Source organism: Hufsiella arboris (assembly GCF_009834875.1).
Lineage (GTDB): Bacteria > Bacteroidota > Bacteroidia > Sphingobacteriales > Sphingobacteriaceae > Hufsiella_A > Hufsiella_A arboris.
In genome coordinates, this window is sequence record NZ_WVHT01000001.1 from 490,339 (window position 1) to 515,901 (window position 25,563).

Here is a 25,563-nt window from a genome sequence, read left to right on the forward strand (position 1 = left end):
AAATGATGATTTTTAAAAACCGCAGAAGAACGCTATGGCTGTTTATGTCCATGCTTTTTTCTTTTCTGAATTCATCATTGGAGGCGCAGTCCCTGCAGTTTAAAAACAACCGCAAAAGAGAAACCATCGACTTCAAATTCATAAAAAATCTCATCGTAATTCCCTTGGAAATTAACGGACAGGGACCGTTCAACTTTGTTCTAGATACCGGCGTTGGCCTCTTTATCATAACAGATCCTAAGCTTGTTGATAGCGTCGGCATCAACAATTTGCGCAGCATCAACATCAATGGTTTTGGCGAAGGCGGCGATCTCTCAGCATATATCAGCCCTTCCATACAAATCGACATCGGCAATTCGATATCCGGAAACTGTGCCGCTGCAATTTTGAAAAAGGATCGCTTTAATCTATCAGAATATACAGGCATGCCGATTCACGGACTAATAGGCTACGAATTCTTCAGCAGCTTTATTGTACGGATAAATTACGCCCAAAAGACCATTGTAGCATATGACTCAAAGGTTGGGTACATTCCTAAAAAAGGATTTAAGGTTCCTATAACAATCGAGGAACATAAGCCTTATGTTACGGCGGCTATAGATCTCGACTATAACAGGAAAATGATGGCCAAACTTATAATTGATACCGGCGCCGGGCATCCGTTATCGCTCGAGTCGGACAACGGTCAGCCAATCGTAGTGCCTGCTGTTAATATTCCGGCAAATCTCGGTATCGGGCTTTCCGGACCAATTAATGGCTATCTGGCACGCCTTAAGTCAATAAAGCTTGGCAAGTTTCAGCTTGATAACATAATAAGCGCATTTCCGAACTACAACGATGTTGGCGCAAAAGTAAATTCACAAACGAGGAACGGAAATATCGGAAATAATGTGCTCAAGCGCTTTGAACTTGTATTTGATTACGAAAGACAATGCATGTATCTGAGACGCACGTCATCTTATTCAGAGCCGTTTGAACATGATATGAGCGGACTTGAGCTAATGGCCGCTGGCGACGACTTCAATCGCATCATCGTAAGCAGGGTTGAACCCGGTTCTGCCGCAGTTGACGCCGGCCTTGAAAATGACGACGAGATATTAAGTATCAACTTCAAACCTGTTAAAGAGATGACCATGGAAGAAATTGACGCTATGTTCCGATCTCGTAACGATCGTAGTTTTATAATGGACGTTTTACCGCATGGGCAAAAAAATCGTGTACACGTTATTTTAACTTTAAGACGGAGGATCTAGCCTTGCTTCTTCCAACCCGGATGAATGCTTAGATAAGTTTGTGAAGGGTCTTTGCCCGCTTCATAAATCGTAATTGCAATGCATCGGCCGCTATCATCCACGTTAAAAGCAATACCTGACGGGTCATTGTAAACTGAAATCTTTCTGGCCTTATCGCTGTACTCACCCAGAATTTTCAATAGAGGAAATTTCTTTTTTATAAAATCAAGCGATGCTCCAGTTGATACCTTACTTTTTGTTGTAAAGAAACTGGATGTAACACTTACCTGCTTTGCCCTTGGTACTGCATTGGGGGCGCCCATATTTGTTGTAAAGTAAACCATTGTAACTTCTTTCCTGGGTTTCGAAAACCAATACGAAACTGATTTCCCCATTGCAGCATCTCCCGAATCGGGCTTACCGAGATTATTAACTATTGAATCGGCGCGATCATTTAACCTGGTAAGGCCGATTCTATCTCCCGGAATTATGGAACGGCTTGGAGGTATTGAATCATCGGCTGGCCCCGACTCAATTGAAGTTGTGGCTGTTAAGGAATCTTGCCCAGCACGCTCATGTTTTGCCGGCTGTGAACACGATATCGCCAATATCATGGCAAACCCTAAACAGGCAGCTGTTTGTTTAAATGAGATCATGCTTGATCAACAAAATCTTTTCTGGCAAGTTTTGCCGGATTCCTAAACAGTTTGACAGGCCGCCTAACCGGTGAAAAGTTCAAATTAGATTTTCGCCGACATGAAAAGCTCGTTTACCGAAATCTTTCCTTCGCTAGCCCAAAAGTCATTTACAAGCCTTGAAATCTGAGGTAGTTTTGAGTCAACAAATAACAAAAACTAAACTAAAACATACTCAAAATGAAAACTTTAAGCATCATCACCGCAGCAATTCTGATAACAATTTCTACAGCAAGCAGAGCTGACGAAAAAAACAAAGCTTTTGGAAAAAATGCGAAACACCGTTTATCTGTTGCCACGGCTCCTATGATTTGGGGTAATCCTAACGAAAAGGCGCCTGAAGAGTTAAGATTAATGGCTGTAAAAGTAGCGCCAATGACTTATGGAAATCCTGACGAAAAAGCGCCTGAGGATTTAAGACTCATGACAGTAAAAGTTGCTCCAATGGTTTATGGAAATCCAAATGAAGAAGCACCTGAAGACTTAAGATTGCAAACAGTTCCGGTTGCTCCAATGGTTTACGGAAACCCTAATGACGCTGCACCTTCGGATCTTAAATAATTTGACAGAGAAATATCTACCTTCGTATAAAATATGAAGGATTTCAAAAAATATTATACCATACCTGCTGCGCCGGAAGAAGTTTACCTGGCGCTTACCAACCCGGCAACTTTGCATCTGTGGACTGGCGATGAGGTAGAAATGTCAACCGAGCCAGGATCAGAATTTTCACTTTGGGACGGCAGCATTGTCGGAAAAAACCTGGAATTTGAAGAAGGTAAGAAAATCGTTCAGCAATGGTATTTCGGAGATCAGGATACAGCCTCTATCGTAACGATCAAACTACATCCGCATAAACAGGGCACCTCAGCCGAACTTCATCACACAAACATTCCGGATGCGGACTATGAGGACATGGTCGACGGCTGGAACACCACATATTTCGGCGACCTGATTGATTTTTACACTGGCGAGTGATAAAACGTCGTTAGTCAATCAAATCATTTTCAAGCATAAATAATTTCGCCGCGTTAAAATCAAGGAATAAGTTATCGGCTATACTTAGTTTGTGGTGCTCGTCCAGGTTACTTTGAATGGCGTAACACATTAGTCCGGCAGCTTTAGCTGATCTTATACCGTTAACGGTATCTTCAAAAACGATACAATTTTCTTTAGATAGTCCTAATCTATCTACGCACAAGTTATAGCTTTCCGGATCTGGTTTGCTGTTTGTTACGTCACTTCTGGTAACAATTACTCGGAAATATTTTTTAAGGTTATTATGCTCGAAGGTTGCATCGACATCATATCTCGGGCTGCCTGTTACCAATGCTAGTATCAATCCTTTTTCTGTAAAAAACTCTAAAATATCTTCTGCATAGGGCATTAGCGCTACTTTAGTTGTTTTTAATCGTTCGAGCGTCAAAGTCTCGCGGCGACTGATCAATTCCCCGCTTTCATACGGCAAATTAAATTGTTCGATGATGTTTTTAGCGTTTGTTGGCAGAGGAATTCCTGAATATGATTTTAACCAGTCAGCATACGTTAATTGATTTCCATGTTCTCTCAAAATTTCGTTCCAGCATTCCATATGAAAGCGTTCTGAGTCGATCAGGGTTCCGTCAAGGTCGAAAAGTATGGCTTTGGGCTTATTCATATCGCTAAAATAACCGATGTTTTCTATCATGACTATTTCTGGTAACTATTTTTTCGAAGACTCTTCTGCCGGTCGCTATTGAAATCACCGTTCACTCTAAATAGCTAAATTTGTTTATGGACTTTAACAGCCGCGAATATTATTCTAGTCATAGCAAGTTAAGTTTTATCGGTTATCATGGCCAGCAAAAGCTAAAGGATGCGAAAGTGTTGGTTATTGGAGCCGGCGGACTTGGCTGCCCTTGTCTTTTAAATTTAACCACCAGCGGAATCGGAACTATTGGTATCGCAGACTTTGATATTGTCAGCATTTCAAACTTGCACCGGCAAACTCTTTTCACCATCAATGATTCCGGCCGACTTAAAACGGGGGCAGCTATCGAGCGGTTAAAATCTCATAATCCTGAAACACTTTTTGTTAACCATTCGATCATTGTCGGGCAGGATAACGTTCTTGATCTGATCGATCCGTACGACATTGTTGTTGATTGTACCGATAATTTTCTTGCCAGGTACCTGATCAACGATGCATGTGTTTATATGGATAAGCCACTGGTTTATGGAGCCATTCATCAGGCGGAAGGCCACTTAACGGTTTTCAATTATGAAAATTCTGGAACATTAAGGTGCTTGTTTCCCGAGCCGGAGCATGGAGCAATTCAAAGTTGTGCTGACATTGGCGCCTACAATGTTACCACCGCGCTTATTGGAACGATGATGGCAAACGAGACACTGAAGATTGCATTGGAAAATCCCAACGTTCTGTCAGGTACGCTGCTAACTTTAGATTCGTTAGACGGTACATTCACTAAAATAAATTATAAAAAAAATAATGAAAGTTTAACGGAAAGTATCAAACGCTTTTCCGAAAATCCTGCGCTATTTGTTCTTTCGAATGAAGCTTTCACGTCAAAGCTTAAAAACACAAGTTACCAACTCATCGATGTCCGCACGGAGACCGAACACGATACATTTAACCTAGGCGGCACCAATATTCCCTTCGATGATTTAATATCTGGCAAAGTTTTAGATTTCGACCCTAAAGCCACCGCGATTTTTTACTGCCAACAGGGATTCAGAAGCTACGAAGCCGTTAAATTCTTACGAAAACTCGGATTTAATAAAACGTTCTGTCTCCGCGGTTCAATGTCAAACTGGATAAACATCATTTAAGTCTAACAAGAGTACCAAACAACGATGTTTAAATTCCGCGGATGATAAAACTATATAACGACATGGCATAAGCCGTAAAAAGCACGTAATTTAGCGTTGCATGTTACAGGTAAGCCAGTTGTTTATTTATCCGATTAAGTCACTGGGCGGGATTTCGGTTTCCGAAGCTGAAATAACGGACCGCGGCTTTAAGCACGACCGCCGCTGGATGCTGATTGATAAGAATGATCGATTTTTATCTCAGCGTGAGTTTGCTCAAATGGCGCTATTGACTGTAGAAATAAACGATAACGAGTTGGTTGTTTCCCATAAGCATGAGTTACAAAAGAAACTAAACATTCCAATCGTACCGAAAACAAACCAAAGTATTTTTGCTAGCGTGTGGGATGATCAGTTTGAAACCATCCGTGTCGACCCTGAAGCGGATAAATGGTTTTCCATGATGCTTGGCTTTGATTGCAGATTGGTTTATATGCCCGATGAGACACATCGCGCTGTCGATGAGCGTTATGCTATTAACTACGATGAAATCACGTCTCTTTCTGATGCTTACCCGTTTTTGCTGATCAGCGAAGCCTCGCTCGAAGATCTCAATAATAAGCTGGCTGAAAAATTACCCATGGACCGTTTCAGGCCCAACATTGTGATCAAAGGCGCATTCCCATTTCAGGAAGACGAAATGGAAGAGTTTTCAATTAACGGTATTTCATTTTTTGGCGTAAAGCCATGCGCCCGCTGCATTGTTACCACCATCAATCAGGACAATGCTCAGAAAGGGAAGGAGCCTTTGAAGACACTTTCGTCTTACCGGTTAAAAGGTCATAAAATTCTTTTTGGCCAAAATCTTCTACATGGCGGACTGGGAAAGATTGCCGTTGCCGATCAAATCGCCATTGTCAAAGAAAAAGAACCCGTTTTGCCTAACATATGAAGATATACGTTTTATTCATCCTGCTACTCATAAGCCATTTCGCCTTTAGCCAGGATCATCCCGAAGGGAAAATCAGTGAAAAGCTTGCCATCTCTGGATTGGTCAACAAGCAATTATCGCTGACATTATCTGATCTGAAAGAATTAAAAACGGTGGAACTAAAAAATGTTAAGATTATCGGAAAAGGCGGTGACGTTAAACGGACCATCCCATCTCTAAAAGGATATTTGTTAAAAGACATTATTAACATGGCAGGCATTGCCGAGCCAAATTTTAAAGAGAACGGCATGATTTATTTCATCGCTTCTGCTACCGACGATTACAACGTTTTATGCTCTTGGTCAGAGGTGTTTAATTCAGCAAGTGACCAGGTTTTTGTAGTCACCGAAGAGGACGGGCAACCGTTGAACAAAGACGGAAAATTTGCGCTTCTCTGCCTGAAAGATAAAATCAATGGCTTACGTTTTGTAAAATGGCTGAACAGGATTGAGGTCAAAAAGGCTAATTAATGCGGGATATTACTCATAAAACCAATACTCTCAGAACCGCGAAAGCCACCGGCATCGTTTTCTGTTCGGCAGAAACAATCCGTCTTATACAAAACAACGAGTTACCCAAAGGCAACCTTTTTGATGTCGCCAGGGCAGCCGGATTTATCGGAGCAAAACTAACGCCTCAGCTCCTGCCCCATTGCCATCCCGTAGCAATTGACGGTATGGATATTCAGTTTAACTTCCTGGAAAGTGAGGCCCATTCGGGAGTTTTTCCAGAGATTGATTTTCAAAGATCAGGTATAGTAATCACTGCTGACACTAAATCGATCGGGCGAACCGGGATAGAAATTGAAACGCTTACGGCTGTTTCCATCGCAGCGCTTGAGCTTTATGACATGTTGAAGCCCGTTGATAAAATCCTGGAAATTGGCCATATTAAGCTTCTCGACAAGAAAGGCGGTAAAAGCGATCGACAGAAATTTCTCGACAATATGCCAACCTGCGCTGTTTTAGTCTGCTCTGATTCAACAGCGAAAGGCGAACGTGAAGATAAAAGCGGAAAAATTATCAGCCAGATGCTTAAAGATGTCAATGCACAGGTTGTTCATTACGCAGTTGTCCCTGACGAGAAGGAAAAAATACAGCAGTATATCAAAGACTGGGTTTCGGAAGACATTCATTTCATTTTCACAACTGGCGGCACCGGCCTTGGGCCAAGGGATAACACCATCAGCGCGGTTAAGGAAATTCTTGAGCGAGATGCTGACGGTATTACGGAAGCTATGCGAAGTTATGGTCAGCAACGTACGCCGTTTGCGATGATGAGCCGCGGCGTTGCCGGTTCTATTGCGGAAACATTAATAGTTACACTTCCGGGAAGTTCAGATGGCGCCAGGGAATCACTGGAAGCAATCCTTCCGGCAATTTTTCACGCGAGAAAGATGATGAAAGGAGGCGGCCATTGATAACCTACCAGGAAGCACTGCAAATTATTCTGTCTCATGCCCGTTCTTTCGGAGACGAAACTGTGCTTCTTGAAAACGCTGATGGCCGGGTATTGGCAGAAGACATCTTTGCCGACCGCGACTATCCGCCGTTCAATCGTTCAACAGTTGACGGTTATGCAATAAACATTGAGGAATGGCGGGCCGGCCTTAAAAATTACCGAATCGCCGAAACCATTTTTGCCGGAAATGTCTCCGAAGTTGCGTTGGCCTCCGGCCAATGTTATAAAATTATGACAGGTGCTTCTGTTCCGAAAAGCGCCAGTGCTGTTATACGGCGTGAAGATGTTTTTGAAGATAGTGGCTCCGTAACAATAAACGTCGAAAATATTGAGGAACAGCAAAATATATCGAAGCAGGGAGAAGACGCTAAAAAGGGAGATTTAATTCTGGGACAAGGCTTGATTTGCCAGCCGAATGTTATCAGCATTTTAGCCAGTCTCGGAAAAGGTAAAGTGAAAGTGAAACGCTTACCCGATGTTGTTCTTTTTACTACCGGAAACGAAGTTAAATCAATCGATTCAATTCCCGGACCAGTAGAAATAAGGAATAGCAATAAATGGCTCTTAACATCTCTTTTAAAAAAATTAGGTATTGATGTTCAGCGGTCGGAACATATCAGCGATAGTAGAGAAGACTTATATTCAGCAATAGAATCCGGACTTGATTGTGATGTAATGATTTTATGTGGCGGCGTATCAGCCGGTGATGCTGATTATGTGCCGGAAACTTTAGAAAAGCTTGGCGTTAAAAAGTTATTCCATAAAGTTGCTATTAAGCCCGGGAAACCTATCTGGTGCGGGATTTCTCCAACAGGAACAATGGTTTTTGCATTGCCCGGAAATCCTTTTTCCTGCCTGATAACCTTTAAGATTTTCATTGAAGAGTATTTAAGAAAATGCCTTGGATTTTCTCCGCGCGCCGTTTTTACCCTGCCCTTGACTGGCGGCAGAACAAAGAAAGTGCCCTTCGATGAATTTTTTCCGACGAAACTTGCCAAAGACGGCAAATCGCTGGAGCAAATTGCTATCAACAGTTCCGGAGATATTAAACTCGGTCTCCATGCAAATTCTATCGCTTTACATCCGGCAGACCGGAAACAAGTTGAAAGCGGAGAAAGCGTTAGCTACTTTTCGCTCTTTACATAAAGCATATTTCACGTCAGGTTTTATCGGCGAAAGCGTCAAAACATTTCCCGCGGCACAAAGTTAGGTTTATGGCTGCTTTCATTCAATCTGCCCAAGTTCTAGACCGGGCTGGCTTTATAGTAAATTTTATTCGGTGTATATTTGAATATTGGTGGTTGTTGCTTTTAACTGAAGACGATAATGTTGCTGGAAGATACATTTCAACGGAAATTTAAAACTCTGCGGGTTAGCCTGTTGGACGTTTGCAATCTGGCATGCGTGTATTGCACGATGGGCGGCGATGAGCAGGAAAAAATTAACAGATCGCCGCAACAATCAGCAAGTCACTTTGCAAAGTTGATCGGTAAACTGCACGGGCATTTGAACTTTGAAACTATCCGGCTAACAGGCGGTGAACCTCTCCTTTTTCGCGAAATCATTCCCTTGATTAAATCGTTAAAAAATCTTGGCATTCCACAAATTAAAATGACCAGCAACGGCACGCTTCTGAAACAAAAGGCTGCCGATTTAAAGCATGCCGGACTTCAGTGCATAAACGTCTCGCTGGATGCTGTGGAGGACGCCGCTTTTTTCAAGGTGAGTAAACGTAAAAATTTGAAGCAAACTCTTGACGGCATTGATAGCGCTCTAGACTGCGGTTTAGATGTAAAAATCAATTCGGTAATTATGCGCGGGATGAATGATGATCAGCTCCTTCCATTACTAGACTTTGCTTTTGAAAGAAATATTGCTATCCGTTTTCTTGAGATTATGGCTATGGGGCATCTTTACAACCAATCTGAAAAGTATTTTTTCTCGCAAACTGATATGTTGGAAAAAATCAGCATGTATTATCAGATTACTCCAATGCCTCGCAAATCATCATCGACGGCAAATTATTGGAAAACATCGCATGGGAACACATTTGGAATTATAGCTAACAACAGTCACCCGTTTTGCGGCGATTGTAACCGGCTACGAATGGATTCATTTGGAAACTTATTTGGTTGTCTCAGTTCAAATCATCCCATCTCCTTCTCAGGTGATGAAAACGATGAAACATTACGTCAAAACCTGCAACTGGCAATGAACCAAAAACAAACTTTCAGATTTACAGGCAGTGACATGAGCATGCTCCATATCGGCGGCTAGCTTTAAACATCTATACTTATGAAGATTCAACTCTTTGCATCACTTAAAGATTTTTTTGGAAAAGAGCTCGATATCGACCAATCCATTTCAAGTGTCGAATCATTGCGGCAATTTCTTGAAACCCAAAACCCGCAATCGGCAAGTTTGCTTAAAAGCTGCCGTTTTGCCGTAAAAGATGAGTTTGTTGCAAATGATTACTTATTAACAGATCATGACATTATCAGCGTTATCCCACCAAGCAGCGGCGGTTGAAGTTCTTACCGATAAACCGATTGACCTTCCGGGCCTGCTTGCATCATCACACCACGAACAGGCCGGGGCTGTTGTTTTATTTAGCGGCGATGTCCGAAATCATAACATTGGTCGCGAAGTTTCTTATCTGGAATATGAAGCGCATAACGAACTTGCAGAAAAATCCATCCGGAAAATTTTAGAGGACGCAAAGGAAAAATGGCCATTGAATATCGCGGCAGCACAGCACCGGCTAGGCAAAGTGGCTATATTGGAAAGCGCAGTTGTTGTTATAACGGCTTCTGCCCACAGATCGGAAGCATTCGTCGCGAACCGTTACATAATTGATCGTATTAAACATGAAACGCCGATCTGGAAATGCGAATATTATACAAACGGCGAATACAGTTGGGGAAATAACTGCAATTGCGCGGAAATTACAGGAGATCCGGACAAGCATCTGTATTCACAGTAACATGAAACCCTCGATCACAATAGAATATTGCCCGAAATGTGGCTGGATGTTGCGAGCAGCTTATATGGCTCAGGAGTTATTGACCACCTTTGCTGATGATTTACACAGCGTGACCCTACAGCCAAGTGAGGTAAGCGGTCGTTATTCGATCCGGGTAAATGACGACACAGTTTTTGACAGGAAGCGTGAAGGACGCTTCCCGGAAATTAAAGAGTTAAAACAATTAATTCGCGATCAGGTGAATCCCGGAAAAGATTTGGGCCATTCCGAAAAGAAATCTGATTAATAGCTAATTTGCCAGGCATTCAACACACTGATTTTAAGAATCTCAAAATAAATTGCTTACTTAAACTCTGTGGTATACCTTTGCGGTGATTTATGCGAAGAAGGATTACCGCTATATTACTTATTATAACAATGCTCGCTGCTAACTTCAGCAGATTGTTTATATATGCGGGATTCGAACTCAATAAAAATTACATCAGCCAAAAACTTTGTGAAAACCGCAGCAAACCGATTTTGATGTGTAATGGAAAGTGTTATTACGCCAAAAAAATTAAGCAATCAGAAGAGCGGGAAAAAAGCCAGGAGAAATCCGGTCAAAAAACGAATTTTCAGGAAGCGATGATTACCACAAAGATCATGTTGTCCATATCTTCTTTTGATTTACCAAACCGCAATACTTTTGAGAAATCCCTATTTCTCCCCCAAATAGTTTCGGCTATTTTACAGCCGCCCTGTTAACGCAGATCATCCACTTCCTTAAAAATTTATTGCAACGGCTAGTTTCAACTTATGCACGCATCAGTCGATAGCCCTTGCTGAACTTGAATTACCGGATTATCTCCGTTACAATTAATTTATTATGAAACTGTCTCTTCAACATATAGCTATCGGCTGTGCGCTGATTTTCTCTTTACAATCATGTTCAAAAAAGGACGACAATAAGCCTCAAACATCCAAAAAAGCGACTCTTAGCGTTGAATTTGATAACATTGCCGGCGACAGAAACTTGCAGTTAGGCACCGGAACCTATACAAATTCATCGGGTGAACAACTGACGATTCAGACGTTGAAATATTTTATCTCAAACATTAAAGTAACCAACGCGGAAGGCGTGGAATATGTTGTGCCACAAGACAGCAGTTATTTCCTTGTTGATGAGAGCAAACCCGAAACACAGGAATGTAAAGTTCAGGTGCCGGAAGCAGATTACAAGTCGCTGACCTTTACCATTGGCGTAGACAGCTTGAGAAATACGATGGATATTTCGAAAAGAACAGGCGTTCTTGATCCATCCGGAAGCATGGACGATGGCATGTACTGGGGCTGGAACAGCGGCTATATTTTCTTCAAAATGGAGGGGACATCTCCGCAGGCTCCTGTTGATCCAACTGGGGCTAATAAATTCCGCTATCACATCGGCGGATTCGGCGGTTACTCGGCTCCAACCATTAACAATATTAAAACCGTAACACTCGATCTTTCTAAAGCCGGTGTGGCGCGTGTCCGTGCAGGACGGGAAAGCAATATTCACCTGATGGTCGATGCGCTTAAAATGTTTAGCGGCCCATCTACTATCAGTATTGCAGCTAATCCCCAGGTGATGTTCAGCGCATTTAGTGTAAATGTTGCCAACAACTTTGCTGGCATGTTCAGGCATGATCACACAGAAAATTAATGAGGAATAAAGCATTTTGGACTGTTCTTGCTGGTTTCTGCTTATTCATTTACGCTTGTAAAAAGGAAGATGATATTCAGAAAACTGTTTCCGAATTTTTAGGCTTCCAGCAACCGGCTAATTTTCCGGAGCCGGTTTATAAGTTGTCAAACAATCCCGTTAATGAAGCCGGATTTTTGCTCGGGCGAACTTTGTTTTATGAACCAAGATTATCACGGGATAATACTATTTCCTGCGGGTCTTGCCATATCCAGTCTTCGGGATTCACTCAGCATGGGCACGATGTGAGTCACGGTATTGACGACAAACTTGGTAGCCGGAATTCGCCTCCTATTATGAACCTTGCCTGGAATAAAACATTTTTCTGGGACGGCGGCGTATTTGACCTGGATCTTCAGCCAATAAATCCAATCACCAACCCGGTTGAGATGGATGAAAAAATGGAGAGCGTGATCAGTAAACTTAAACAGCTTCCTAAGTACAATGAATTATTTAAAAAGGCTTTCGGAACGGAAGAAATAAACGGTATACGGATTTTTAAAGCGCTATCCCAGTTTATGGTCATGTGCGTTAGTGCCAATTCAAAATACGATAAGGTTACACGCAACGAGGGCGAAAGCTTCACGGCAGAGGAACAGGCAGGGTACACCATTTTTAAGTCACGATGCAGCAGTTGTCACGCCGAACCATTATTTACCGACGGCTCGTTCAGAAATAACGGAATTGGGGCTGGGCCAAATAATGATGAAGGCCGTTACGCAGTTACACTCAATCCGGACGACCGCTATAAATTTAAAGTGCCAAGTTTGCGGAACCTGAGTTATACGGCGCCATATATGCACGACGGCCGTTTTTTAACTATTAATGCAGTGCTTGACCACTACGCCAATGAAGTTAAGGTATCCCCGACATTAGACCCTCTTTTAAACACAGGTAATAAACCGGGGGTCGCTTTAAGTGATGACGACAAAATCAAACTCCTCTCCTTTTTAAAAACACTTGACGATCCTGATTTTGTCAGTAGAAAAGATTTGTCAGAACAATGATACAGATGAAAAAGAAATGGATTTTTACTATCATATTAAGCTTTAGTTTTGCTTCGACTTTCGCTTGCGACATTTGCGGTTGCGGCGTTGGGAGTTATTATCTGGGCATTCTACCTCAGTTTAATAAACGATTTATCGGCCTCCGCTATCAATATAAAACACTAACCACCCACATCAGCCCGGACGGACAAACCAGCTATCTCACTTCCGACGAAAAATATCAGACAGCGGAGCTTTGGGGAGGATTTAATTTCGGCAGCAAGTTTCGCCTTTTATATTTCATTCCTTACAACTTTAATGAACGGCAAAGCATTGAGTTAAGCGGTAGTAAAAACGGATTGGGCGATGTCGCCTTTATGGGATATTACAATCTGCTGGATAAGAAACAAACTCTCGGCAGTAGCCTGCTTGTGCAATCTCTCTGGGTGGGTGCAGGGATAAAATTGCCGACCGGGAAATACGAGCCTCTTGAAAAAGATCTGGTTGACGAATCACCAAATAATTTCCAGTTAGGTACCGGCAGCACGGATTTTACTTTAAACGCGGCATATGATATCCGCTTAATGGATTTCGGGGTCGACGTAAATCTTAATTACAAAATTAACACTAACAACAGATATGACTACCGGTATGGCAACAAGTTCACAACTAACGCACTTGCATATTACAAGTTTCGTGTCGCGAAAACGTTAACAATTGCACCAAACGCGGGAGTGCTTTACGAAACATCTGCTCAGGATACCGAAGAAAAAATATATAAAATTGACGTTTCCGGTGGCTATTCATTATCACTCATCGGGGGCCTTGAAGCTAGTTTTAACCGCTTTTCAGTTGGCGGAAACTACCAAAATGTGGCTTCACAAAACCTTGCCGGCGGCAGCGTAAAGGCTGGCGACAGGTTTCTGATCCATGCCTCCGTAGCATTTTAAATAACTCGTTAAGGATAGCAGTATCAACGATATTCGCAGGCGGACCGATAATAAACACTATATTGCAGCAGGTTTTTGAGCGAGCGAGATATGTGCGCGGCATTTTGAGTAACGCAATTTGTTACGGCTAAAAATCTACAGTCGTACTAATTACGTAATTTAAATATGCTCTTGTTAACTTTTATCGTGTGCCATTGGTACGCCTCATTGTTTTTCCAATCGTTTTTTCATCACCGTTATGCTGCTCATGGCTTATTTACGATGAGCAAAGCCTGGGAAAAAGCTTTTCACATTTGTTGCTTCGTTACGCAAGGCTCATCTTATATAAGCGCAAAAACTTATGGATTGATGCACCGCCTCCATCATGCTCACACCGACACAGAACATGATCCACATTCTCCGCATTACACAACCAATGTTTTCATGTTATTATGGAAAACACGTAATAGTTATAATGACATATATGTAGGAAGAACCGATATCGAGCAGAAATATTACAAGGATCTGCCCGAGTGGGACACCTTCGATAAATTGGTGCACAACTGGCAAAGCCGTGTTTTATGGGCAGTAGTTTATGTCGCGATTTATGTTGCCCTTGCAACGCAGTGGTGGATGTATCTTTTTCTTCCATTGAGCCTGGCTATGGGAGCATTACAGGGACTGGCGGTAAACTGGTGGGCGCACAAATTCGGTTACGAGAATTTTGATACTGGTAACACATCGAAAAATATCCTCCCGATCGACTTATTGTTTGTAGGTGAGGCTTACCATAACAATCATCACAAATATCCCGCAAGAGCAAATAATGCTATCAGATGGTTTGAATTTGACGCCACATATTTTATAATAAAAATTATGAACTATTTAGGTGTTGTTAAACTAAAAAGGTGACGACCTTCCCGATATTGATTTGCCCATTTAGATTTAAAATTTCATTTTTAGGAATTTGTATATAAATTTTTTGATATTCAGCGAGTTATAACTTGTTCAAAAAAATAACAAAAAGAATATCAATCGGAATTACCCCTCGAACAATATCGTTTTAAACACTACTTGTGCCGAAAGCATCATCATGATAACAACTGAGGCTTAGTCTGATAAGTCTTCCATAAAAATTCGCCGAAAATTGTATTCGCCCATGCGAACCAGCTACGGGTGAATTTCGCTGGATCATCCTTATGAAAAGATTCATGCATAAAACCAGTGCCTCCATGCGTTTTCTGCAGCGTTTGTATGCAATACCTGATTTCCTGATCGTCACTACTTGTCAGGCCTCGGGCTATTAGGCTAAGCGGCCATATCATATCTTTACCGATGTGCGGTCCTCCTATTCCTTCGGCCGCAGTTCCTTTAAAATAAAACGGGTTGTCTTCCGACAGTAATAGCTTACGAGTGTTTTGGTAAACTTCGTCACTGGCCTCAACCGCTCCCAAATATGGCATTGCCAGTAAACTTGGAATATTTGCATCGTCCATCAGATTATAACTGCCAAAACCATTTACCTCATAAGCGTAAACTTTTCCGTATTTACTATGAGTAACTGTAGCGTGCTCCTTTAGAGCCGATGCAACCTCGTTTGACAAGGCTGTAAGTTCAGCTGCAGTGGCGGAATCATTTGCAATTACTGTCATCATCTCGGCCGCCTGCTTTAAGCTTACTACCGCAAAAAAATTAGAGGGAATTAAAAACGAATAAATAGTTGCGTCGTCACTGGGTCTGAAAGCCGAACAAATCAGCCCGACAGGCTTCACGGGATAACCATATCCGTTCATCGGTACACCATCTGTTGCCCATGCAGTATTTCGTTGAAAATGATAGGGACCGTCACCATTTTTTCGCTGCTGCTCTTTGAACGTCTTTAAGATCGCTTTTACCGCTTGTTGCCAGTGTGCATCAAAGGGTTTTACATCGCCAGTATGTTTCCAATAATGGTAAGATAAGCGTATCGGGTAACAAAGCGAGTCGATCTCCCATTTGCGTTCATGCAATCCTGGTCTCATATCCGTCAGGTCGTTTTTCCATTCACCCACTTTGGAATCATCGTCATAAAACGCGTTAGCATAGGGGTCTTTGTTTATACACTTTGCCTGGCGAAATATTACTCCTGCGATTAAGCTTTTAAGTTTCGGATCTTTCTCAATAAATGGCATATAAGGCCAAACCTGCGCCGTGCTATCGCGAAGCCACATGGCGTCAATATCGCCAGTGATTACATAAGTGTCTGGTTTACCACCATTTTCTGAATAAGTAACCGTTGTATCTAATGTGTTAGGGAAACAATTGTTGAATAACCAGGCCAGCTCTTTATTCTTGACATTTTTATTAAAGTCAGAAATTGCCTTTTCGATAGCTGCGCTCGTAAATTTTCTTTTGGAAGGATCTATTCTAACTATTTTAAATTCAGGAGCGGTTGTGGCCAAGGCCAGGTTTTTACCAAAAAGGATACTGCTTCCAAATATCCCTGTGTTCTTAATAAATGTTCTGCGTTTCAATTGATATGATTTTATTTAAATACTTCGGTTGCGATATCCCTTTAACTTATTTTCCTCCAAACTACCATTCACAAGAATCATTTATTCCGATTGGGCATTCTTTGTGATAAAGTTTGATAGTCCATTTTATTCATGTTGCAGCAATTTCTGCGATGAAATGTTGGGGTGGGTAATGTTTCTAATTGGCAGATGCATATTTACAGCTTTCAATCTAAATAAAAAAATCTGTTCACCTTTTTGTGCTCGTCGTCATTGCTTATGCTTTGTTAGTTTTGCATAAATGTTAGTACAACAAATAACTAAAGAAGAAGCCTGGCAAATACGTCAGGTAGTTATGTGGCCGGATAAGCCTTTGAATTTCATAAAATTGAAAGATGACGGAAATGGGCTTCATTACGGTGTTCTTGACCAAGGCGAACTATGCACAGTCGTATCCTGCTTTATGGAAAATGATCGCATGCAATTTAGAAAGCTGGCTACGTTAAATGATAAACAAGGGTTGGGATTAGGATCGTTTATGATGAAATTCCTGCTTGAAAACTCCCGGCAGCAATCGGCTAAAACGCTTTGGTGCAATGCGAGGGTAAACAAAAAAGGTTTTTACGAAAAGTTCGGCCTGGCCGAAACCGGAAAAAAATTTTTCAAAGATGGCATCGAATTTACGGTGATGGAAATATCTCTTTTGTAGGCAACAGTTGCCAAATTACTTTTTAAACTGGTTGGTTGGTAATACGGAAACACTCCCTTAAATGTCGCAAAAAGCGGTTGCGTACCTATTTGTTTGACCTAATTTTACTTGATCATATCCACTAACCAGTAATTTGATGCTGAACAATAAAAATGCAGTGATCTACGGCGCGAGTCCTTCTCTCGGTGGCGCCGTTGCCAGGGAAATGGCGCGTGCCGGCGCCAGGTTATTTGTAACCAACCGCCGAATTGAACTTGCTGAAGAAGTAGCACGGCAAATAAGATCAGACGGAGGAAATGCCCAGGCCGCACAGGTCGACGCGTTGGATGAAGCGTCCGTTCAAACACATCTTGATGAAATTTCACAAACGGCTGGTTCCGTCGATATCTCTTTTAACCTTGTCGGGATTCCGGTTATACAAAACATTTCTTTGACCGAGATCAATGTTAACGATTTTGTAGATCCCGTCGCCATGGCTATGCGCACACACTTCATAACAGCAATCGCCGCGGCAAAAATTATGATCAGGCAAGGCGGTGGCGTAATATTAACTTTAACGGCGACGCCGGGTGGAATTGGCTATCCAAAAGTAGCTGGCTTCGGACCGGCATGCAGCGCTATCGAAACCTTTTCGAAAAATCTTGCCACTGAAACCGGGCCTTCAGGAGTTCGGGTTGTTAATATTCGCTCGGCAGGATCTCTTGATTCACGGCCATTTAAAGAAGCCGTCGCAGCCAATGGACCTGGAATGGAGCAAGTCATCGAAAAAATGAAAAATGATACCATGCTAAAAGATCTCCCGTCGATGAACGACATTGCTTCAACCGCCGTTTTTCTGGCCTCGGGTATGGCTGCAAAAATAACTGGAGTTACCATTGATATTACAGCTGGAACAACCGTCGCATTGAACTACCGAACAACTGCTGATCTCGGCACAATGTAAATCTTATTCGTCCTGAATGATATTTCTGCTTTTAGGGAATTTTAGTCGGGATGGCCGGATTTGAACCGACGACCTCCAGCACCCCATGCTGGCGCGATACCGGGCTACGCTACATCCCGCTGATTATTCTGCAAATATAAAACTACAATTTATCCGCCCAAAAGTATTTGAAACTTCTGCTTTTTGTGATTGACAACGTGACGGCAAATAAATATTTTTATCAAAAAACTATGTATTCATGATTGTTTCATGATACTAATACAAAAGCCCGCCTTCATTTTTCGACACTATTATTCTTCATATGAAACAGGTGGTTGAAACACTGGTTAATACGCTTAGCAGAAACAGCGCTTATTCAAAACGTATACGGCATAGATATAAAACCTTTTGGAACAATCCGGACGCTGAAAAAATCCGAAATACACAGATGGATTTCCAGGACCCTTTACATAAGTGGACGGACGCCGTTCATTGGCAGCGGAAACTGAGCAATAAATATAATGCACGTGAGTTTGCGAAAATGCACGGTTGCAAAGTTGCCGATCTTTACTGGCACGGCCGAAATCTCGACAGCCTGGATTTTGAAACTCTCCCTGATCATTATATTATCAGGCCAACAATCGGTCATTCATGTAACTCTGTATACATGATGGCACATGGCTTTAATCTTTTTGATAAAAAGCGCCATACCCCTTCAGAAATAAAAACAAGCTTAAAACGCGAACTCGCCGCAAACCCCTTCCTCGAATTCATGGTAGAAGAATTTTTAATCAATGAAGCCGGGCGACATGAGATTTTAAATGACTACAAATTTTTCACGTTTAATGGAAATATCGCCGGAGTAGGTGTTATCAACCGTTTTAGCCCAACGAGTGGATTTCAAACCGCGTACACTGAAGACTGGAAGCCGACCAAACGCCTGGTAAGAGTACATGATCTGGGACCAACTCAGCCACCACCCAATTGTCTGGATGAAATGATTAACGCTGTGAAACGGTTAAGCAAAGCTTATGAGATTTTTGTTCGGATTGATTTTTATGCAACCAGCAAAGGCGCGGTATTCGGTGAATTCTCCCCAACACCCTTAGTAGGTAATTGCTCGTCGTTTTATGCCAATAAGATTTTTAAAGCTTACTGGGATAAATACTGCAAAGGAATGATAGTTTGGTTATTGCCGGTTTTTGAGCTGGCTATGGACTGTTTATAATCTTTCCTTCGGTGAAAATTTAGCGATCCTTTTTCACCGGAAATTTTCCATCGCTTACCGGAACTATTTCCACACCTGCCAATTCCTTGTTTTCGCACAGCCTTTTCAGCTATAATTTTGAGTCAACAAATAAGAAAAAACAAAAAATTATATCATGAAAACTTTAAAAAACATCGCAGCAGCTTTATTAATCATCACATCAGTAAACGCTTTTGCAAGTGAAAAAACACCAGCTAAATCTAAAACATCATTAAACAAAAGTATCGCTGTTGCTCCGTTTAGTTTCGGAAATCCAGATGAGGCTGCCCCTGAAAATCTAAAAGCTTTGACTGTTAAGGTTGCGCCAATGATTTATGGCGACGCATCAGAAACAGCACCCGAAGAGTTAGTCAATTTGAAACGCGTGCCGGTTGCGCCTATGATTTACGGAAACGCTGACGAAGAAGCTCCTGAAAATTTAAGAGCTCTGACTGTTAAAGTTGCCCCGATGGTTTACGGAGATTCTTCAGAAGCCGCGCCTGTGATCGAATAATATATTTTCATTAGCTAAAATGTTGATAACTGGCATGTTAATTGGTAAGTAACAATGAAGATACACAATCCTATGTCGAAGAGAATTTTAGCAGTTGATGATAACAAGGACATTTTGCAGGCATTGCATGACATACTTGAATTTTATGGTTATGAAGTAGAGACGCTTCCCGATGGTAACGCAGTATTTGAAAGCATTGCCTCCTACCACCCGGATTTAATATTGTTGGATATTATGCTCGACGGCCTTGACGGACGCGACATATGCCAGGCTATTAAAACTGATGAAACTACACATGATATACCCGTTATACTAATTTCGGCTTCCCACAAGCTTGAAGACGCTATGAACCAAAACGGATCACCCGATGATTTTATAGCCAAGCCTTTTGATATTAATATTTTAATCGACAAGGTTTCTAGCTATTTAGCTGCCTGACGGCCGGAATCGGCCTTTTATACCCATCCTTAAAACCATTATGCCTTTTTTTGTTTATGTACTTAAATGTATCACAGACTAAGAAAGTTATTTTTCGGAAAGGTATCTCCCGCAGATAATCACGCCGTAAATATATTGGGCGGAAACCTCAAAAAGGTCCGGAAAGTATGGGACGGAAACGATTACGACGATTTCGGAATTGAGCGGATCTTTCGTTTATTTCTTATAACTGCCAGGTTTTTATTTCCCGGAATTTACCTTTCTCATGTAAGCGGGCGTGTAAGTATCGTCCTGAAAAAGCTTACAGATGAAATTTATGTGGTACTTAAAGCTGTACTCCCGCTCGTAATACTACACTTTAATCTGGAGTCGCTGATTTCTTTTCAGGTCATTAATGTGTACTTTTTACTTGAAACCTTCATTATCATTTTTAACCGGATTTTTGTTTCCGAACATTATTCATCTAATGGTTACCGGCGCTCACTCCTTTTGTTATTCATTAATTTTCTCGAGGTAATATTTTCATTCGCAGTACTTTACAGGTCCGGCAATTATTTTAATGAAACGCTAAATAATATGGACGCCGTTTACTTTAGCCTCATGACTGGCGTTACCATCGGATATGGTGATATTCACCCTGTTACAACTATCGGGAAGATATTAACCATGAGTCAGGGAATTACCTCTCTTTCGTTCCTGGTTCTGTTTTTTAATTTTTTCAACTCAAAAATTAAGGAAGAGGATGAAAGCGAAATAAAATCGATACTAAAAAAATAAAGGAGCTCTTCCACCTGCTTTAAAAGAGGTTTGGTTTGGTACCTGTATTCCTTCATTAAAACTTCATCTCTTCTTTAAACATTTGTAACCTGATTAAGTCCTATAATTTTATCAATCGGCTTATCAATGGTAAACAGAAAAACGATTCCTTGGGTAATAACCTAACAAGATATTAAACTGCCGGCAGGAGAAAATACGCTATAGACGGAACTTGCCGGCAGTTTACTAACATAAGCACCATTAGGTCCTACTATATCGTTTGACTTGTATCAACCGGTATATTTTTCAATAAACCAGTCGACAACCGGGTTTTTATTTTCTTTACGAAAAGCGAGCACCACCTCTGTTCTCACAGGAACTTGGCTCAGTTCAAAACAAGAAATTTTAAGATTTTTATACTGTTCCTTAATCGAAGCCGGCAAAATTGAAACCCCAAGTCCGGCTTCAACAAGCCGTATGATTGAGTGCACATTATTCGCTTCGTGACGAATATCCGGCCGAAAACCTAGTCGTAGACAAATTTCCAACAGTTTATCAAAATAATCCGGTGCGTATTGCTGATTAAAAAAAATAAACGGCTTGCTTTTTATTTCTGCAGCCAGGTTACTCGAATCGATTGTATCAATCGCAGGTGTAACTACCATGAATGGATCAAAGAATAATGTTTTTACTACAAGCTTGTCAGATTTAACAGGCGCCCGCAAAATACCTACGTCCAACTGTCCGCATTCAAGTGCCTCAATCTGTTTAACGGTCGGGCGTTCATACAAACCTGTCTTAACAAAAGGAAAAACCGGCTGTAGCTGTTTTAATACATCCGCCAACCTCGATTGATAAACCGAACTTATATAGCCGATGTTCAATTCACCGCTTTCATTTTCATGGATCTGTTTGGCTATTGATTTGCTTTCTTCAAGAGTTGCAAAAAGCTCGTCTACCTGCTTTTTGAAATACCGGCCGGCATCGGTTAATAACACCCGTTTGTTATTCCTTTCAAATAACTTAACCCCAAGCTCCTGCTCCAGCTCTTTAATCTGCCTGCTTAGGGGTGGTTGCGAAATAAATAGTTTAGTAGCAGCGTTCCGAAAATGAAGTTCTTCAGATACCGTTTTAAAATACAGCAAGTGTCGCAATTCCATTGATACCTTTTGGCTATCGTTTATTGATGAATTTGATATTTTCCAAATATCATTAATCGATTTAGCTTTGACAAAAACAAGTTCAATATGAAACCCGATTATTCCCGCAAATCAACCGTCGACGAGATCCGAGAACGTTTTGACAATGACGTTGAGCGCTTTTCAAATCTTGATACCGGACAGCAAACCACGATCGACGCGCCGTTAACTATGGACCTTTGCACCGAGGCGGCAAAATACGTTAACCCCAACGCCAAAGATCTCCTGGATATTGGTTGTGGGGCTGGTAATTATACTTTAAAAATGCTCAGAAAAATCAACGATCTGAATTGCACATTGGTTGATTTAAGTATGCCTATGCTGGAAAGAGCGCAAAGTCGCGTTTCTGCTGAAACCAAGGGAACTGTTAAAATCATTCAGCAGGATATGCGGGATCTGGACTTCCCCGAGGAGTCGTTTGATGCAATCTTCGCGGCTGCTACGTTTCATCATCTTCGTGACGATGCGGACTGGGAAAATGTATTTAAGAAGATGTACAGGTTCTTGAAACCTGGCGGAAGTATCTGGATATCGGATTTGATTACTCATGGCAATCAACAATTAAAGCAATTGTTTGAAGACAGGTATGCTGCTTATCTAGATTCTATTGGCGGACCCGGATACCGAAAAAAAGTACTCGACTATGTCGAATATGAAGACACTCCGCGATCATTAATATATCAGCTCGATTTGCTTCGGAAAACTGGATTTAAAGAGGTGGAAATTTTGCATAAAAACTCAAGCATGGCTGCGTTTGGAGCAATTAAATAACACTTGCCGACACCATGGTTTTTGCCTAGCTTTAATTAACTAACAAATACCTCTATGAAACGTACATTTTTTATTCTGGCCTCATTGCTTGTCATTGTTGGCCATGCGCAATCGCAAGTTAAGTTAGACAAAGCGGTTAAAGCTGCGTCTTCCGCTGGATTTGATGTTAAAAGCATCACCAACAGTGTCATGCAAACTCTAGTGCCATCGCTAAATTTGACAAGCACTCAAAAGCCCGGTATTACAGATATCGTAAGCGGATTTTTAACAAAGAAGGCTGATATTTTACCTCTTAAAGCCAGCAATCCTACATCCTACAAATCTAAGTTCGGAAGTCTTTTTGGGTCACTAAAGTCACAGCTTGGCGGTGCACTTACCTCTGGTCAGCTTACTAAATTTTTATCTTTAAAGCCAAAGACCGATAGTCCGTCCAATGTGCTATCAAATTTATTTTACTGATTCGAACCAAATGAAATGAAAAAGGCCCCGCAAATTGTGGGGCCTTTCTTTTATCAGCTCTTTCCCGGAGGAGGAGTTGGACTTGTCGATGGCGGGGTGGTAGACGGTGGTGTTGGGCTTGAAGGTGGCGTTGGAGTCGGATTGGGTGTTGGAGTCGGACTGGGGTTTGGATTTGGGTTTGGCGTTGGCGTTGGATTTGGATTGGGGTTAGGAACTGGTGTTGGAGTCGGGTTCGGTAACCTTGTTTTGCTTGTGTCGCTTGAGGTCGGCAATGAGGTTTTCGACGTATCTTTTTTCGTCTTTACCTGAGCCGAAGCATAACCTACTGAAAGCCCTGCAAACAATAGGAATAATAAACTGAATTTTTTCATAAGTAAATTTTTGTAGATGTAACGGCAGATTACTTTGCATCAGCCTCCAATTAAAACCTTAAAAAACAGGCCCTTGTTTTCAGTATTTCAATAAAATGACACACAAACTTTAATACTTGCCGGGGATGTTTTAAATTTGCCTACTTTTTCTATAGACTAAACTATGTTGCCGGATAGATATTCTACGCTTTCTCAGGACATGGCTCAACTTGAGTCAATTGACGCATTAAAAAAATTAGCCGCGCAGTATCCCGGGAAAGTGATCTTTTCGACAAGTTTTAGCTGGGAAGACCAGATAATTGCCCATTTTATTCTTTCAGAAAAAATCCCTGTTAAAATATTTACACTTGACACAGGCCGGCTATTTGAAGAAACCTATTATGTTTGGAGCCGCACTAACGAACAATATAATGCGTCAATCGAGGCTTATTATCCTGATAAAAATTTGCTTGAGGAATTTTTGACTAGCAAGGGGCCAAATTCATTTTATCAAAGCCTGGAAAACAGGAAGGGTTGCTGCTACATCCGGAAAGTTGAACCCTTGCAGCGCGCACTCGATGGAAATGAGGTTTGGGTAACTGGACTGCGGGCAGAACATTCGCCAGAGCGCACCGGCTTGCCTCAACTTGAGTGGGATGAAACAAATCATATTTTAAAATACCATCCGATACTTAACTGGACAACCGAAGACGTTAAAAATTTTGTTCACGAAAACGGAATTCCTTACAATACATTACACGATAAGGGATTTATTAGTATTGGTTGCGCTCCATGTACAAGGGCGATTCGTGAAGGCGAGGATTTTCGCGCCGGACGCTGGTGGTGGGAAAATCGCGAAACAAAAGAATGCGGCTTGCATTCACATTCTTAATCCGATATAATTGACTATGTCTGCATACAAATTAGATTACCTTGATCAACTTGAATCCGAATCAATCCACATTATGCGTGAGGTTGCCGGACAATTTGAGCGTCCTGCTTTACTTTTTTCAGGTGGCAAGGATTCGATAACATTGGTACAGCTTGCGCTTAAGGCTTTTAAGCCCGGGAAAATCCCTTTTCCATTAGTGCATATCGACACCGGGCATAATTTTCCGGAGGCAATTGCTTACCGCGATAAACTCGCTGAAGAAACAGGTGCGAAATTAATCGTCCGTTACGTTGAAGACACCATTAAGGCAAAAGGACTGAAAGAGCCTACCGGGAAATTCGCATCCAGAAATGCACTACAGGCTTTTACTTTGCTGGATACAATTGAGGAATTCGGATTTGATGCTTGCATCGGCGGAGCCCGCCGCGACGAAGAAAAGGCACGTGCTAAAGAGCGTATTTTTTCGGTGCGGGATGAGTTCGGCCAGTGGGATCCCAAGAAGCAACGTCCGGAACTTTGGAATCTTTATAATGGTAAAATCCACAAAGGTGAAAACGTTCGCGTTTTCCCTATAAGCAACTGGGTGGAACTTGACGTTTGGAATTATATCAAGCGCGAAGGAATCGGCTTACCTTCCATTTATTTTTCGCACGATCGCGAAGTGCTTGTTCATGGAGAACACCTCGTTGCCACGTCGCCGTTCATCCGCATTGATGAAGATGACGTCATCGTTACAAAAAAGGTGCGTTATCGTACGGTAGGCGACATGACTTGTACCGCTGCCGTCGAATCAACCGCTGGTAACATAGATGATATTGTAGCCGAAATCAACCTCACTCAAATCAGCGAACGGGGTGAAACCCGCATCGACGACCAGGTATCGGAAGCGGCGATGGAAGACCGTAAAAAGAACGGATATTTTTAACAGTAGCAAGATATCAGTAACAAGACATTACTGATATCGCTTATCAACACAATAAAATAACCCGGTAAGTATTAGTCTTGATACT

Annotated in this window: 31 protein-coding genes and 1 tRNA gene; 27 read left to right on the forward strand and 5 right to left on the reverse strand. The window is 41.7% G+C overall.

Features of this window, described 5'->3' with window-relative positions; translation table 11 throughout:
- Nucleotides 1–2 precede the first annotated feature (2 nt).
- A complete protein-coding gene (locus tag GS399_RS02095) occupies nt 3–1,253 on the forward strand; it encodes an aspartyl protease family protein (RefSeq protein WP_160842915.1) in 1,251 nt (416 codons plus the stop codon).
- Here GS399_RS02095 and GS399_RS02100 read toward each other — a convergent pair.
- A complete protein-coding gene (locus GS399_RS02100; RefSeq protein ID WP_160842916.1) occupies nt 1,250–1,888 on the reverse strand; it encodes a hypothetical protein in 639 nt (212 codons plus the stop codon). The two genes, GS399_RS02095 and GS399_RS02100, sit on opposite strands and share 4 nt — an antisense overlap.
- A 219-nt stretch (nt 1,889–2,107) precedes the next feature.
- Here GS399_RS02100 and GS399_RS02105 point away from each other — a divergent pair, with 219 nt between their 5' ends.
- Entirely contained in the window at nt 2,108–2,488 is a 381-nt protein-coding gene (locus tag GS399_RS02105; RefSeq protein ID WP_160842917.1) for a hypothetical protein, read from the forward strand.
- Nucleotides 2,489–2,521: 33 nt separating this feature from the next.
- Nucleotides 2,522–2,905, forward strand: coding sequence for an SRPBCC domain-containing protein (locus tag GS399_RS02110; protein ID WP_160842918.1), 384 nt, complete (start codon nt 2,522–2,524; stop codon nt 2,903–2,905).
- Between the two features lie 10 nt (nt 2,906–2,915).
- On the opposite strand, the gene GS399_RS02115 is transcribed toward GS399_RS02110, so the two are convergent.
- Nucleotides 2,916–3,584 carry an HAD family hydrolase gene (locus GS399_RS02115; protein ID WP_237487841.1) on the reverse strand — a complete coding sequence of 223 codons (669 nt, stop codon included), beginning with the start codon at nt 3,582–3,584 and terminating at the stop codon, nt 2,916–2,918.
- A gap of 116 nt (nt 3,585–3,700) precedes the next feature.
- Between GS399_RS02115 and GS399_RS02120 the strand changes: the two genes are divergently transcribed.
- The 13 genes from GS399_RS02120 (at nt 3,701) to GS399_RS02180 (ending at nt 14,717) form a co-directional block, all read left to right on the forward strand.
- The gene (locus GS399_RS02120; protein ID WP_160842920.1) at nt 3,701–4,756 is read left to right on the forward strand and encodes a HesA/MoeB/ThiF family protein; all 1,056 of its coding nucleotides are present in this window, start codon (nt 3,701–3,703) and stop codon (nt 4,754–4,756) included.
- A 100-nt stretch (nt 4,757–4,856) separates the two neighbouring features.
- Nucleotides 4,857–5,687 carry an MOSC domain-containing protein gene (locus GS399_RS02125; protein ID WP_160842921.1) on the forward strand — a complete coding sequence of 277 codons (831 nt, stop codon included), beginning with the start codon at nt 4,857–4,859 and terminating at the stop codon, nt 5,685–5,687.
- Nucleotides 5,684–6,196, forward strand: coding sequence for a molybdopterin-dependent oxidoreductase (locus GS399_RS02130; RefSeq protein WP_160842922.1), 513 nt, complete (start codon nt 5,684–5,686; stop codon nt 6,194–6,196). The genes GS399_RS02125 and GS399_RS02130 overlap by 4 nt, the downstream gene beginning before the upstream one ends.
- The gene (gene moaCB, locus GS399_RS02135) at nt 6,196–7,146 is read left to right on the forward strand and encodes a bifunctional molybdenum cofactor biosynthesis protein MoaC/MoaB (RefSeq protein WP_160842923.1); all 951 of its coding nucleotides are present in this window, start codon (nt 6,196–6,198) and stop codon (nt 7,144–7,146) included. Before GS399_RS02130 ends, moaCB begins: the two co-directional genes overlap by 1 nt.
- The gene (locus tag GS399_RS02140) at nt 7,143–8,333 is read left to right on the forward strand and encodes a molybdopterin molybdotransferase MoeA (protein ID WP_160842924.1); all 1,191 of its coding nucleotides are present in this window, start codon (nt 7,143–7,145) and stop codon (nt 8,331–8,333) included. Before moaCB ends, GS399_RS02140 begins: the two co-directional genes overlap by 4 nt.
- Nucleotides 8,334–8,513: 180 nt before the next feature.
- Entirely contained in the window at nt 8,514–9,464 is a 951-nt protein-coding gene (locus GS399_RS02145) for a GTP 3',8-cyclase MoaA (RefSeq protein WP_202409357.1), read from the forward strand.
- A gap of 18 nt (nt 9,465–9,482) precedes the next feature.
- Complete coding sequence (locus GS399_RS02150; protein WP_160842925.1) at nt 9,483–9,716, forward strand: MoaD/ThiS family protein; 234 nt, start codon at nt 9,483–9,485, stop codon at nt 9,714–9,716.
- Nucleotides 9,676–10,170, forward strand: a complete 495-nt coding sequence (locus GS399_RS02155; RefSeq protein WP_160842926.1) for a molybdenum cofactor biosynthesis protein MoaE — start codon at nt 9,676–9,678, stop codon at nt 10,168–10,170. The genes GS399_RS02150 and GS399_RS02155 overlap by 41 nt, the downstream gene beginning before the upstream one ends.
- Before the next feature lies 1 nt (nt 10,171).
- The gene (locus GS399_RS02160; RefSeq protein ID WP_160842927.1) at nt 10,172–10,456 is read left to right on the forward strand and encodes an Rdx family protein; all 285 of its coding nucleotides are present in this window, start codon (nt 10,172–10,174) and stop codon (nt 10,454–10,456) included.
- Between the two features lie 579 nt (nt 10,457–11,035).
- Entirely contained in the window at nt 11,036–11,851 is an 816-nt protein-coding gene (locus GS399_RS02165) for an MbnP family protein (protein WP_160842928.1), read from the forward strand.
- Entirely contained in the window at nt 11,851–12,897 is a 1,047-nt protein-coding gene (locus GS399_RS02170; RefSeq protein WP_160842929.1) for a cytochrome-c peroxidase, read from the forward strand. Before GS399_RS02165 ends, GS399_RS02170 begins: the two co-directional genes overlap by 1 nt.
- Entirely contained in the window at nt 12,894–13,826 is a 933-nt protein-coding gene (locus GS399_RS02175; RefSeq protein ID WP_369410092.1) for a transporter, read from the forward strand. The genes GS399_RS02170 and GS399_RS02175 overlap by 4 nt, the downstream gene beginning before the upstream one ends.
- A 165-nt stretch (nt 13,827–13,991) precedes the next feature.
- Nucleotides 13,992–14,717, forward strand: coding sequence for an acyl-CoA desaturase (locus tag GS399_RS02180; protein ID WP_160842930.1), 726 nt, complete (start codon nt 13,992–13,994; stop codon nt 14,715–14,717).
- Nucleotides 14,718–14,896: 179 nt separating this feature from the next.
- Here GS399_RS02180 and GS399_RS02185 read toward each other — a convergent pair whose 3' ends face one another.
- Nucleotides 14,897–16,318: a glycoside hydrolase family 125 protein gene (locus GS399_RS02185; RefSeq protein ID WP_160842931.1), complete on the reverse strand. Its 1,422-nt coding sequence runs from the start codon at nt 16,316–16,318 to the stop codon at nt 14,897–14,899.
- 280 nt (nt 16,319–16,598) lie between these two features.
- Here GS399_RS02185 and GS399_RS02190 point away from each other — a divergent pair, with 280 nt between their 5' ends.
- Both GS399_RS02190 and GS399_RS02195 read left to right on the forward strand, forming a co-directional pair.
- On the forward strand, nt 16,599–17,006 hold the full coding sequence (locus tag GS399_RS02190; protein WP_160842932.1) for a GNAT family N-acetyltransferase: 408 nt from the start codon (nt 16,599–16,601) through the stop codon (nt 17,004–17,006).
- Between the two features lie 136 nt (nt 17,007–17,142).
- Nucleotides 17,143–17,949: an SDR family NAD(P)-dependent oxidoreductase gene (locus tag GS399_RS02195; RefSeq protein WP_160842933.1), complete on the forward strand. Its 807-nt coding sequence runs from the start codon at nt 17,143–17,145 to the stop codon at nt 17,947–17,949.
- A gap of 45 nt (nt 17,950–17,994) precedes the next feature.
- On the opposite strand, the gene GS399_RS02200 is transcribed toward GS399_RS02195, so the two are convergent.
- A tRNA-Pro gene (locus GS399_RS02200) sits at nt 17,995–18,068 on the reverse strand.
- 182 nt (nt 18,069–18,250) lie between these two features.
- Here GS399_RS02200 and GS399_RS02205 point away from each other — a divergent pair.
- From GS399_RS02205 to GS399_RS02220, 4 genes are all read left to right on the forward strand, one after another.
- Nucleotides 18,251–19,156, forward strand: a complete 906-nt coding sequence (locus tag GS399_RS02205) for an ATP-grasp fold amidoligase family protein (RefSeq protein ID WP_160842934.1) — start codon at nt 18,251–18,253, stop codon at nt 19,154–19,156.
- 154 nt (nt 19,157–19,310) lie between these two features.
- Nucleotides 19,311–19,688 (forward strand): hypothetical protein, encoded by a 378-nt coding sequence (locus tag GS399_RS02210; protein WP_160842935.1) that lies wholly within the window; start codon nt 19,311–19,313, stop codon nt 19,686–19,688.
- 72 nt (nt 19,689–19,760) lie between these two features.
- Nucleotides 19,761–20,126 carry a response regulator transcription factor gene (locus GS399_RS02215; RefSeq protein WP_160842936.1) on the forward strand — a complete coding sequence of 122 codons (366 nt, stop codon included), beginning with the start codon at nt 19,761–19,763 and terminating at the stop codon, nt 20,124–20,126.
- A 66-nt stretch (nt 20,127–20,192) separates the two neighbouring features.
- The gene (locus tag GS399_RS02220; protein ID WP_160842937.1) at nt 20,193–20,903 is read left to right on the forward strand and encodes a potassium channel family protein; all 711 of its coding nucleotides are present in this window, start codon (nt 20,193–20,195) and stop codon (nt 20,901–20,903) included.
- Between the two features lie 269 nt (nt 20,904–21,172).
- On the opposite strand, the gene GS399_RS02225 is transcribed toward GS399_RS02220, so the two are convergent.
- Nucleotides 21,173–22,042: a LysR family transcriptional regulator gene (locus GS399_RS02225; RefSeq protein WP_160842938.1), complete on the reverse strand. Its 870-nt coding sequence runs from the start codon at nt 22,040–22,042 to the stop codon at nt 21,173–21,175.
- 87 nt (nt 22,043–22,129) lie between these two features.
- Between GS399_RS02225 and GS399_RS02230 the strand changes: the two genes are divergently transcribed.
- The 5 genes from GS399_RS02230 (at nt 22,130) to cysD (ending at nt 25,478) form a co-directional block, all read left to right on the forward strand.
- The gene (locus GS399_RS02230) at nt 22,130–22,852 is read left to right on the forward strand and encodes a class I SAM-dependent methyltransferase (protein ID WP_160842939.1); all 723 of its coding nucleotides are present in this window, start codon (nt 22,130–22,132) and stop codon (nt 22,850–22,852) included.
- A gap of 54 nt (nt 22,853–22,906) precedes the next feature.
- Nucleotides 22,907–23,311 (forward strand): hypothetical protein, encoded by a 405-nt coding sequence (locus tag GS399_RS02235; protein WP_160842940.1) that lies wholly within the window; start codon nt 22,907–22,909, stop codon nt 23,309–23,311.
- Between the two features lie 15 nt (nt 23,312–23,326).
- Nucleotides 23,327–23,620 carry a hypothetical protein gene (locus GS399_RS20620; RefSeq protein ID WP_202409358.1) on the forward strand — a complete coding sequence of 98 codons (294 nt, stop codon included), beginning with the start codon at nt 23,327–23,329 and terminating at the stop codon, nt 23,618–23,620.
- 225 nt (nt 23,621–23,845) lie between these two features.
- Nucleotides 23,846–24,553: a phosphoadenylyl-sulfate reductase gene (locus tag GS399_RS02245; protein ID WP_160842941.1), complete on the forward strand. Its 708-nt coding sequence runs from the start codon at nt 23,846–23,848 to the stop codon at nt 24,551–24,553.
- Nucleotides 24,554–24,569: 16 nt separating this feature from the next.
- Nucleotides 24,570–25,478, forward strand: coding sequence for a sulfate adenylyltransferase subunit CysD (gene cysD, locus GS399_RS02250; RefSeq protein WP_160842942.1), 909 nt, complete (start codon nt 24,570–24,572; stop codon nt 25,476–25,478).
- Nucleotides 25,479–25,563: the final 85 nt, after the last annotated feature.

Bases quoted from the DNA above. Each gene is read 5' to 3' on its own strand.
- GS399_RS20620 (WP_202409358.1), top strand. From the start codon at position 23,327: ATGAAAAAGGCCCCGCAAATTGTGGGGCCTTTCTTTTATCAGCTCTTT.
- GS399_RS02225 (WP_160842938.1), bottom strand. From the start codon at position 22,042: ATGGAATTGCGACACTTGCTGTATTTTAAAACGGTATCTGAAGAACTT.
- GS399_RS02100 (WP_160842916.1), bottom strand. From the start codon at position 1,888: ATGATCTCATTTAAACAAACAGCTGCCTGTTTAGGGTTTGCCATGATA.
- GS399_RS02145 (WP_202409357.1), top strand. From the start codon at position 8,514: ATGTTGCTGGAAGATACATTTCAACGGAAATTTAAAACTCTGCGGGTT.
- GS399_RS02220 (WP_160842937.1), top strand. From the start codon at position 20,193: ATGTATCACAGACTAAGAAAGTTATTTTTCGGAAAGGTATCTCCCGCA.
- GS399_RS02130 (WP_160842922.1), top strand. From the start codon at position 5,684: ATGAAGATATACGTTTTATTCATCCTGCTACTCATAAGCCATTTCGCC.
- GS399_RS02105 (WP_160842917.1), top strand. From the start codon at position 2,108: ATGAAAACTTTAAGCATCATCACCGCAGCAATTCTGATAACAATTTCT.
- GS399_RS02125 (WP_160842921.1), top strand. From the start codon at position 4,857: ATGTTACAGGTAAGCCAGTTGTTTATTTATCCGATTAAGTCACTGGGC.
- GS399_RS02155 (WP_160842926.1), top strand. From the start codon at position 9,676: ATGACATTATCAGCGTTATCCCACCAAGCAGCGGCGGTTGAAGTTCTT.
- GS399_RS02205 (WP_160842934.1), top strand. From the start codon at position 18,251: ATGAAACAGGTGGTTGAAACACTGGTTAATACGCTTAGCAGAAACAGC.
- GS399_RS02095 (WP_160842915.1), top strand. From the start codon at position 3: ATGATGATTTTTAAAAACCGCAGAAGAACGCTATGGCTGTTTATGTCC.
- GS399_RS02150 (WP_160842925.1), top strand. From the start codon at position 9,483: ATGAAGATTCAACTCTTTGCATCACTTAAAGATTTTTTTGGAAAAGAG.
- GS399_RS02235 (WP_160842940.1), top strand. From the start codon at position 22,907: ATGAAACGTACATTTTTTATTCTGGCCTCATTGCTTGTCATTGTTGGC.
- GS399_RS02120 (WP_160842920.1), top strand. From the start codon at position 3,701: ATGGACTTTAACAGCCGCGAATATTATTCTAGTCATAGCAAGTTAAGT.
- cysD (WP_160842942.1), top strand. From the start codon at position 24,570: ATGTCTGCATACAAATTAGATTACCTTGATCAACTTGAATCCGAATCA.
- GS399_RS02170 (WP_160842929.1), top strand. From the start codon at position 11,851: ATGAGGAATAAAGCATTTTGGACTGTTCTTGCTGGTTTCTGCTTATTC.
- GS399_RS02110 (WP_160842918.1), top strand. From the start codon at position 2,522: ATGAAGGATTTCAAAAAATATTATACCATACCTGCTGCGCCGGAAGAA.
- GS399_RS02230 (WP_160842939.1), top strand. From the start codon at position 22,130: ATGAAACCCGATTATTCCCGCAAATCAACCGTCGACGAGATCCGAGAA.
- GS399_RS02190 (WP_160842932.1), top strand. From the start codon at position 16,599: ATGTTAGTACAACAAATAACTAAAGAAGAAGCCTGGCAAATACGTCAG.
- GS399_RS02195 (WP_160842933.1), top strand. From the start codon at position 17,143: ATGCTGAACAATAAAAATGCAGTGATCTACGGCGCGAGTCCTTCTCTC.
- GS399_RS02245 (WP_160842941.1), top strand. From the start codon at position 23,846: ATGTTGCCGGATAGATATTCTACGCTTTCTCAGGACATGGCTCAACTT.
- GS399_RS02115 (WP_237487841.1), bottom strand. From the start codon at position 3,584: ATGAATAAGCCCAAAGCCATACTTTTCGACCTTGACGGAACCCTGATC.
- GS399_RS02180 (WP_160842930.1), top strand. From the start codon at position 13,992: ATGCTCTTGTTAACTTTTATCGTGTGCCATTGGTACGCCTCATTGTTT.
- GS399_RS02160 (WP_160842927.1), top strand. From the start codon at position 10,172: ATGAAACCCTCGATCACAATAGAATATTGCCCGAAATGTGGCTGGATG.
- GS399_RS02210 (WP_160842935.1), top strand. From the start codon at position 19,311: ATGAAAACTTTAAAAAACATCGCAGCAGCTTTATTAATCATCACATCA.
- GS399_RS02165 (WP_160842928.1), top strand. From the start codon at position 11,036: ATGAAACTGTCTCTTCAACATATAGCTATCGGCTGTGCGCTGATTTTC.
- moaCB (WP_160842923.1), top strand. From the start codon at position 6,196: ATGCGGGATATTACTCATAAAACCAATACTCTCAGAACCGCGAAAGCC.
- GS399_RS02215 (WP_160842936.1), top strand. From the start codon at position 19,761: ATGTCGAAGAGAATTTTAGCAGTTGATGATAACAAGGACATTTTGCAG.
- GS399_RS02175 (WP_369410092.1), top strand. From the start codon at position 12,894: ATGATACAGATGAAAAAGAAATGGATTTTTACTATCATATTAAGCTTT.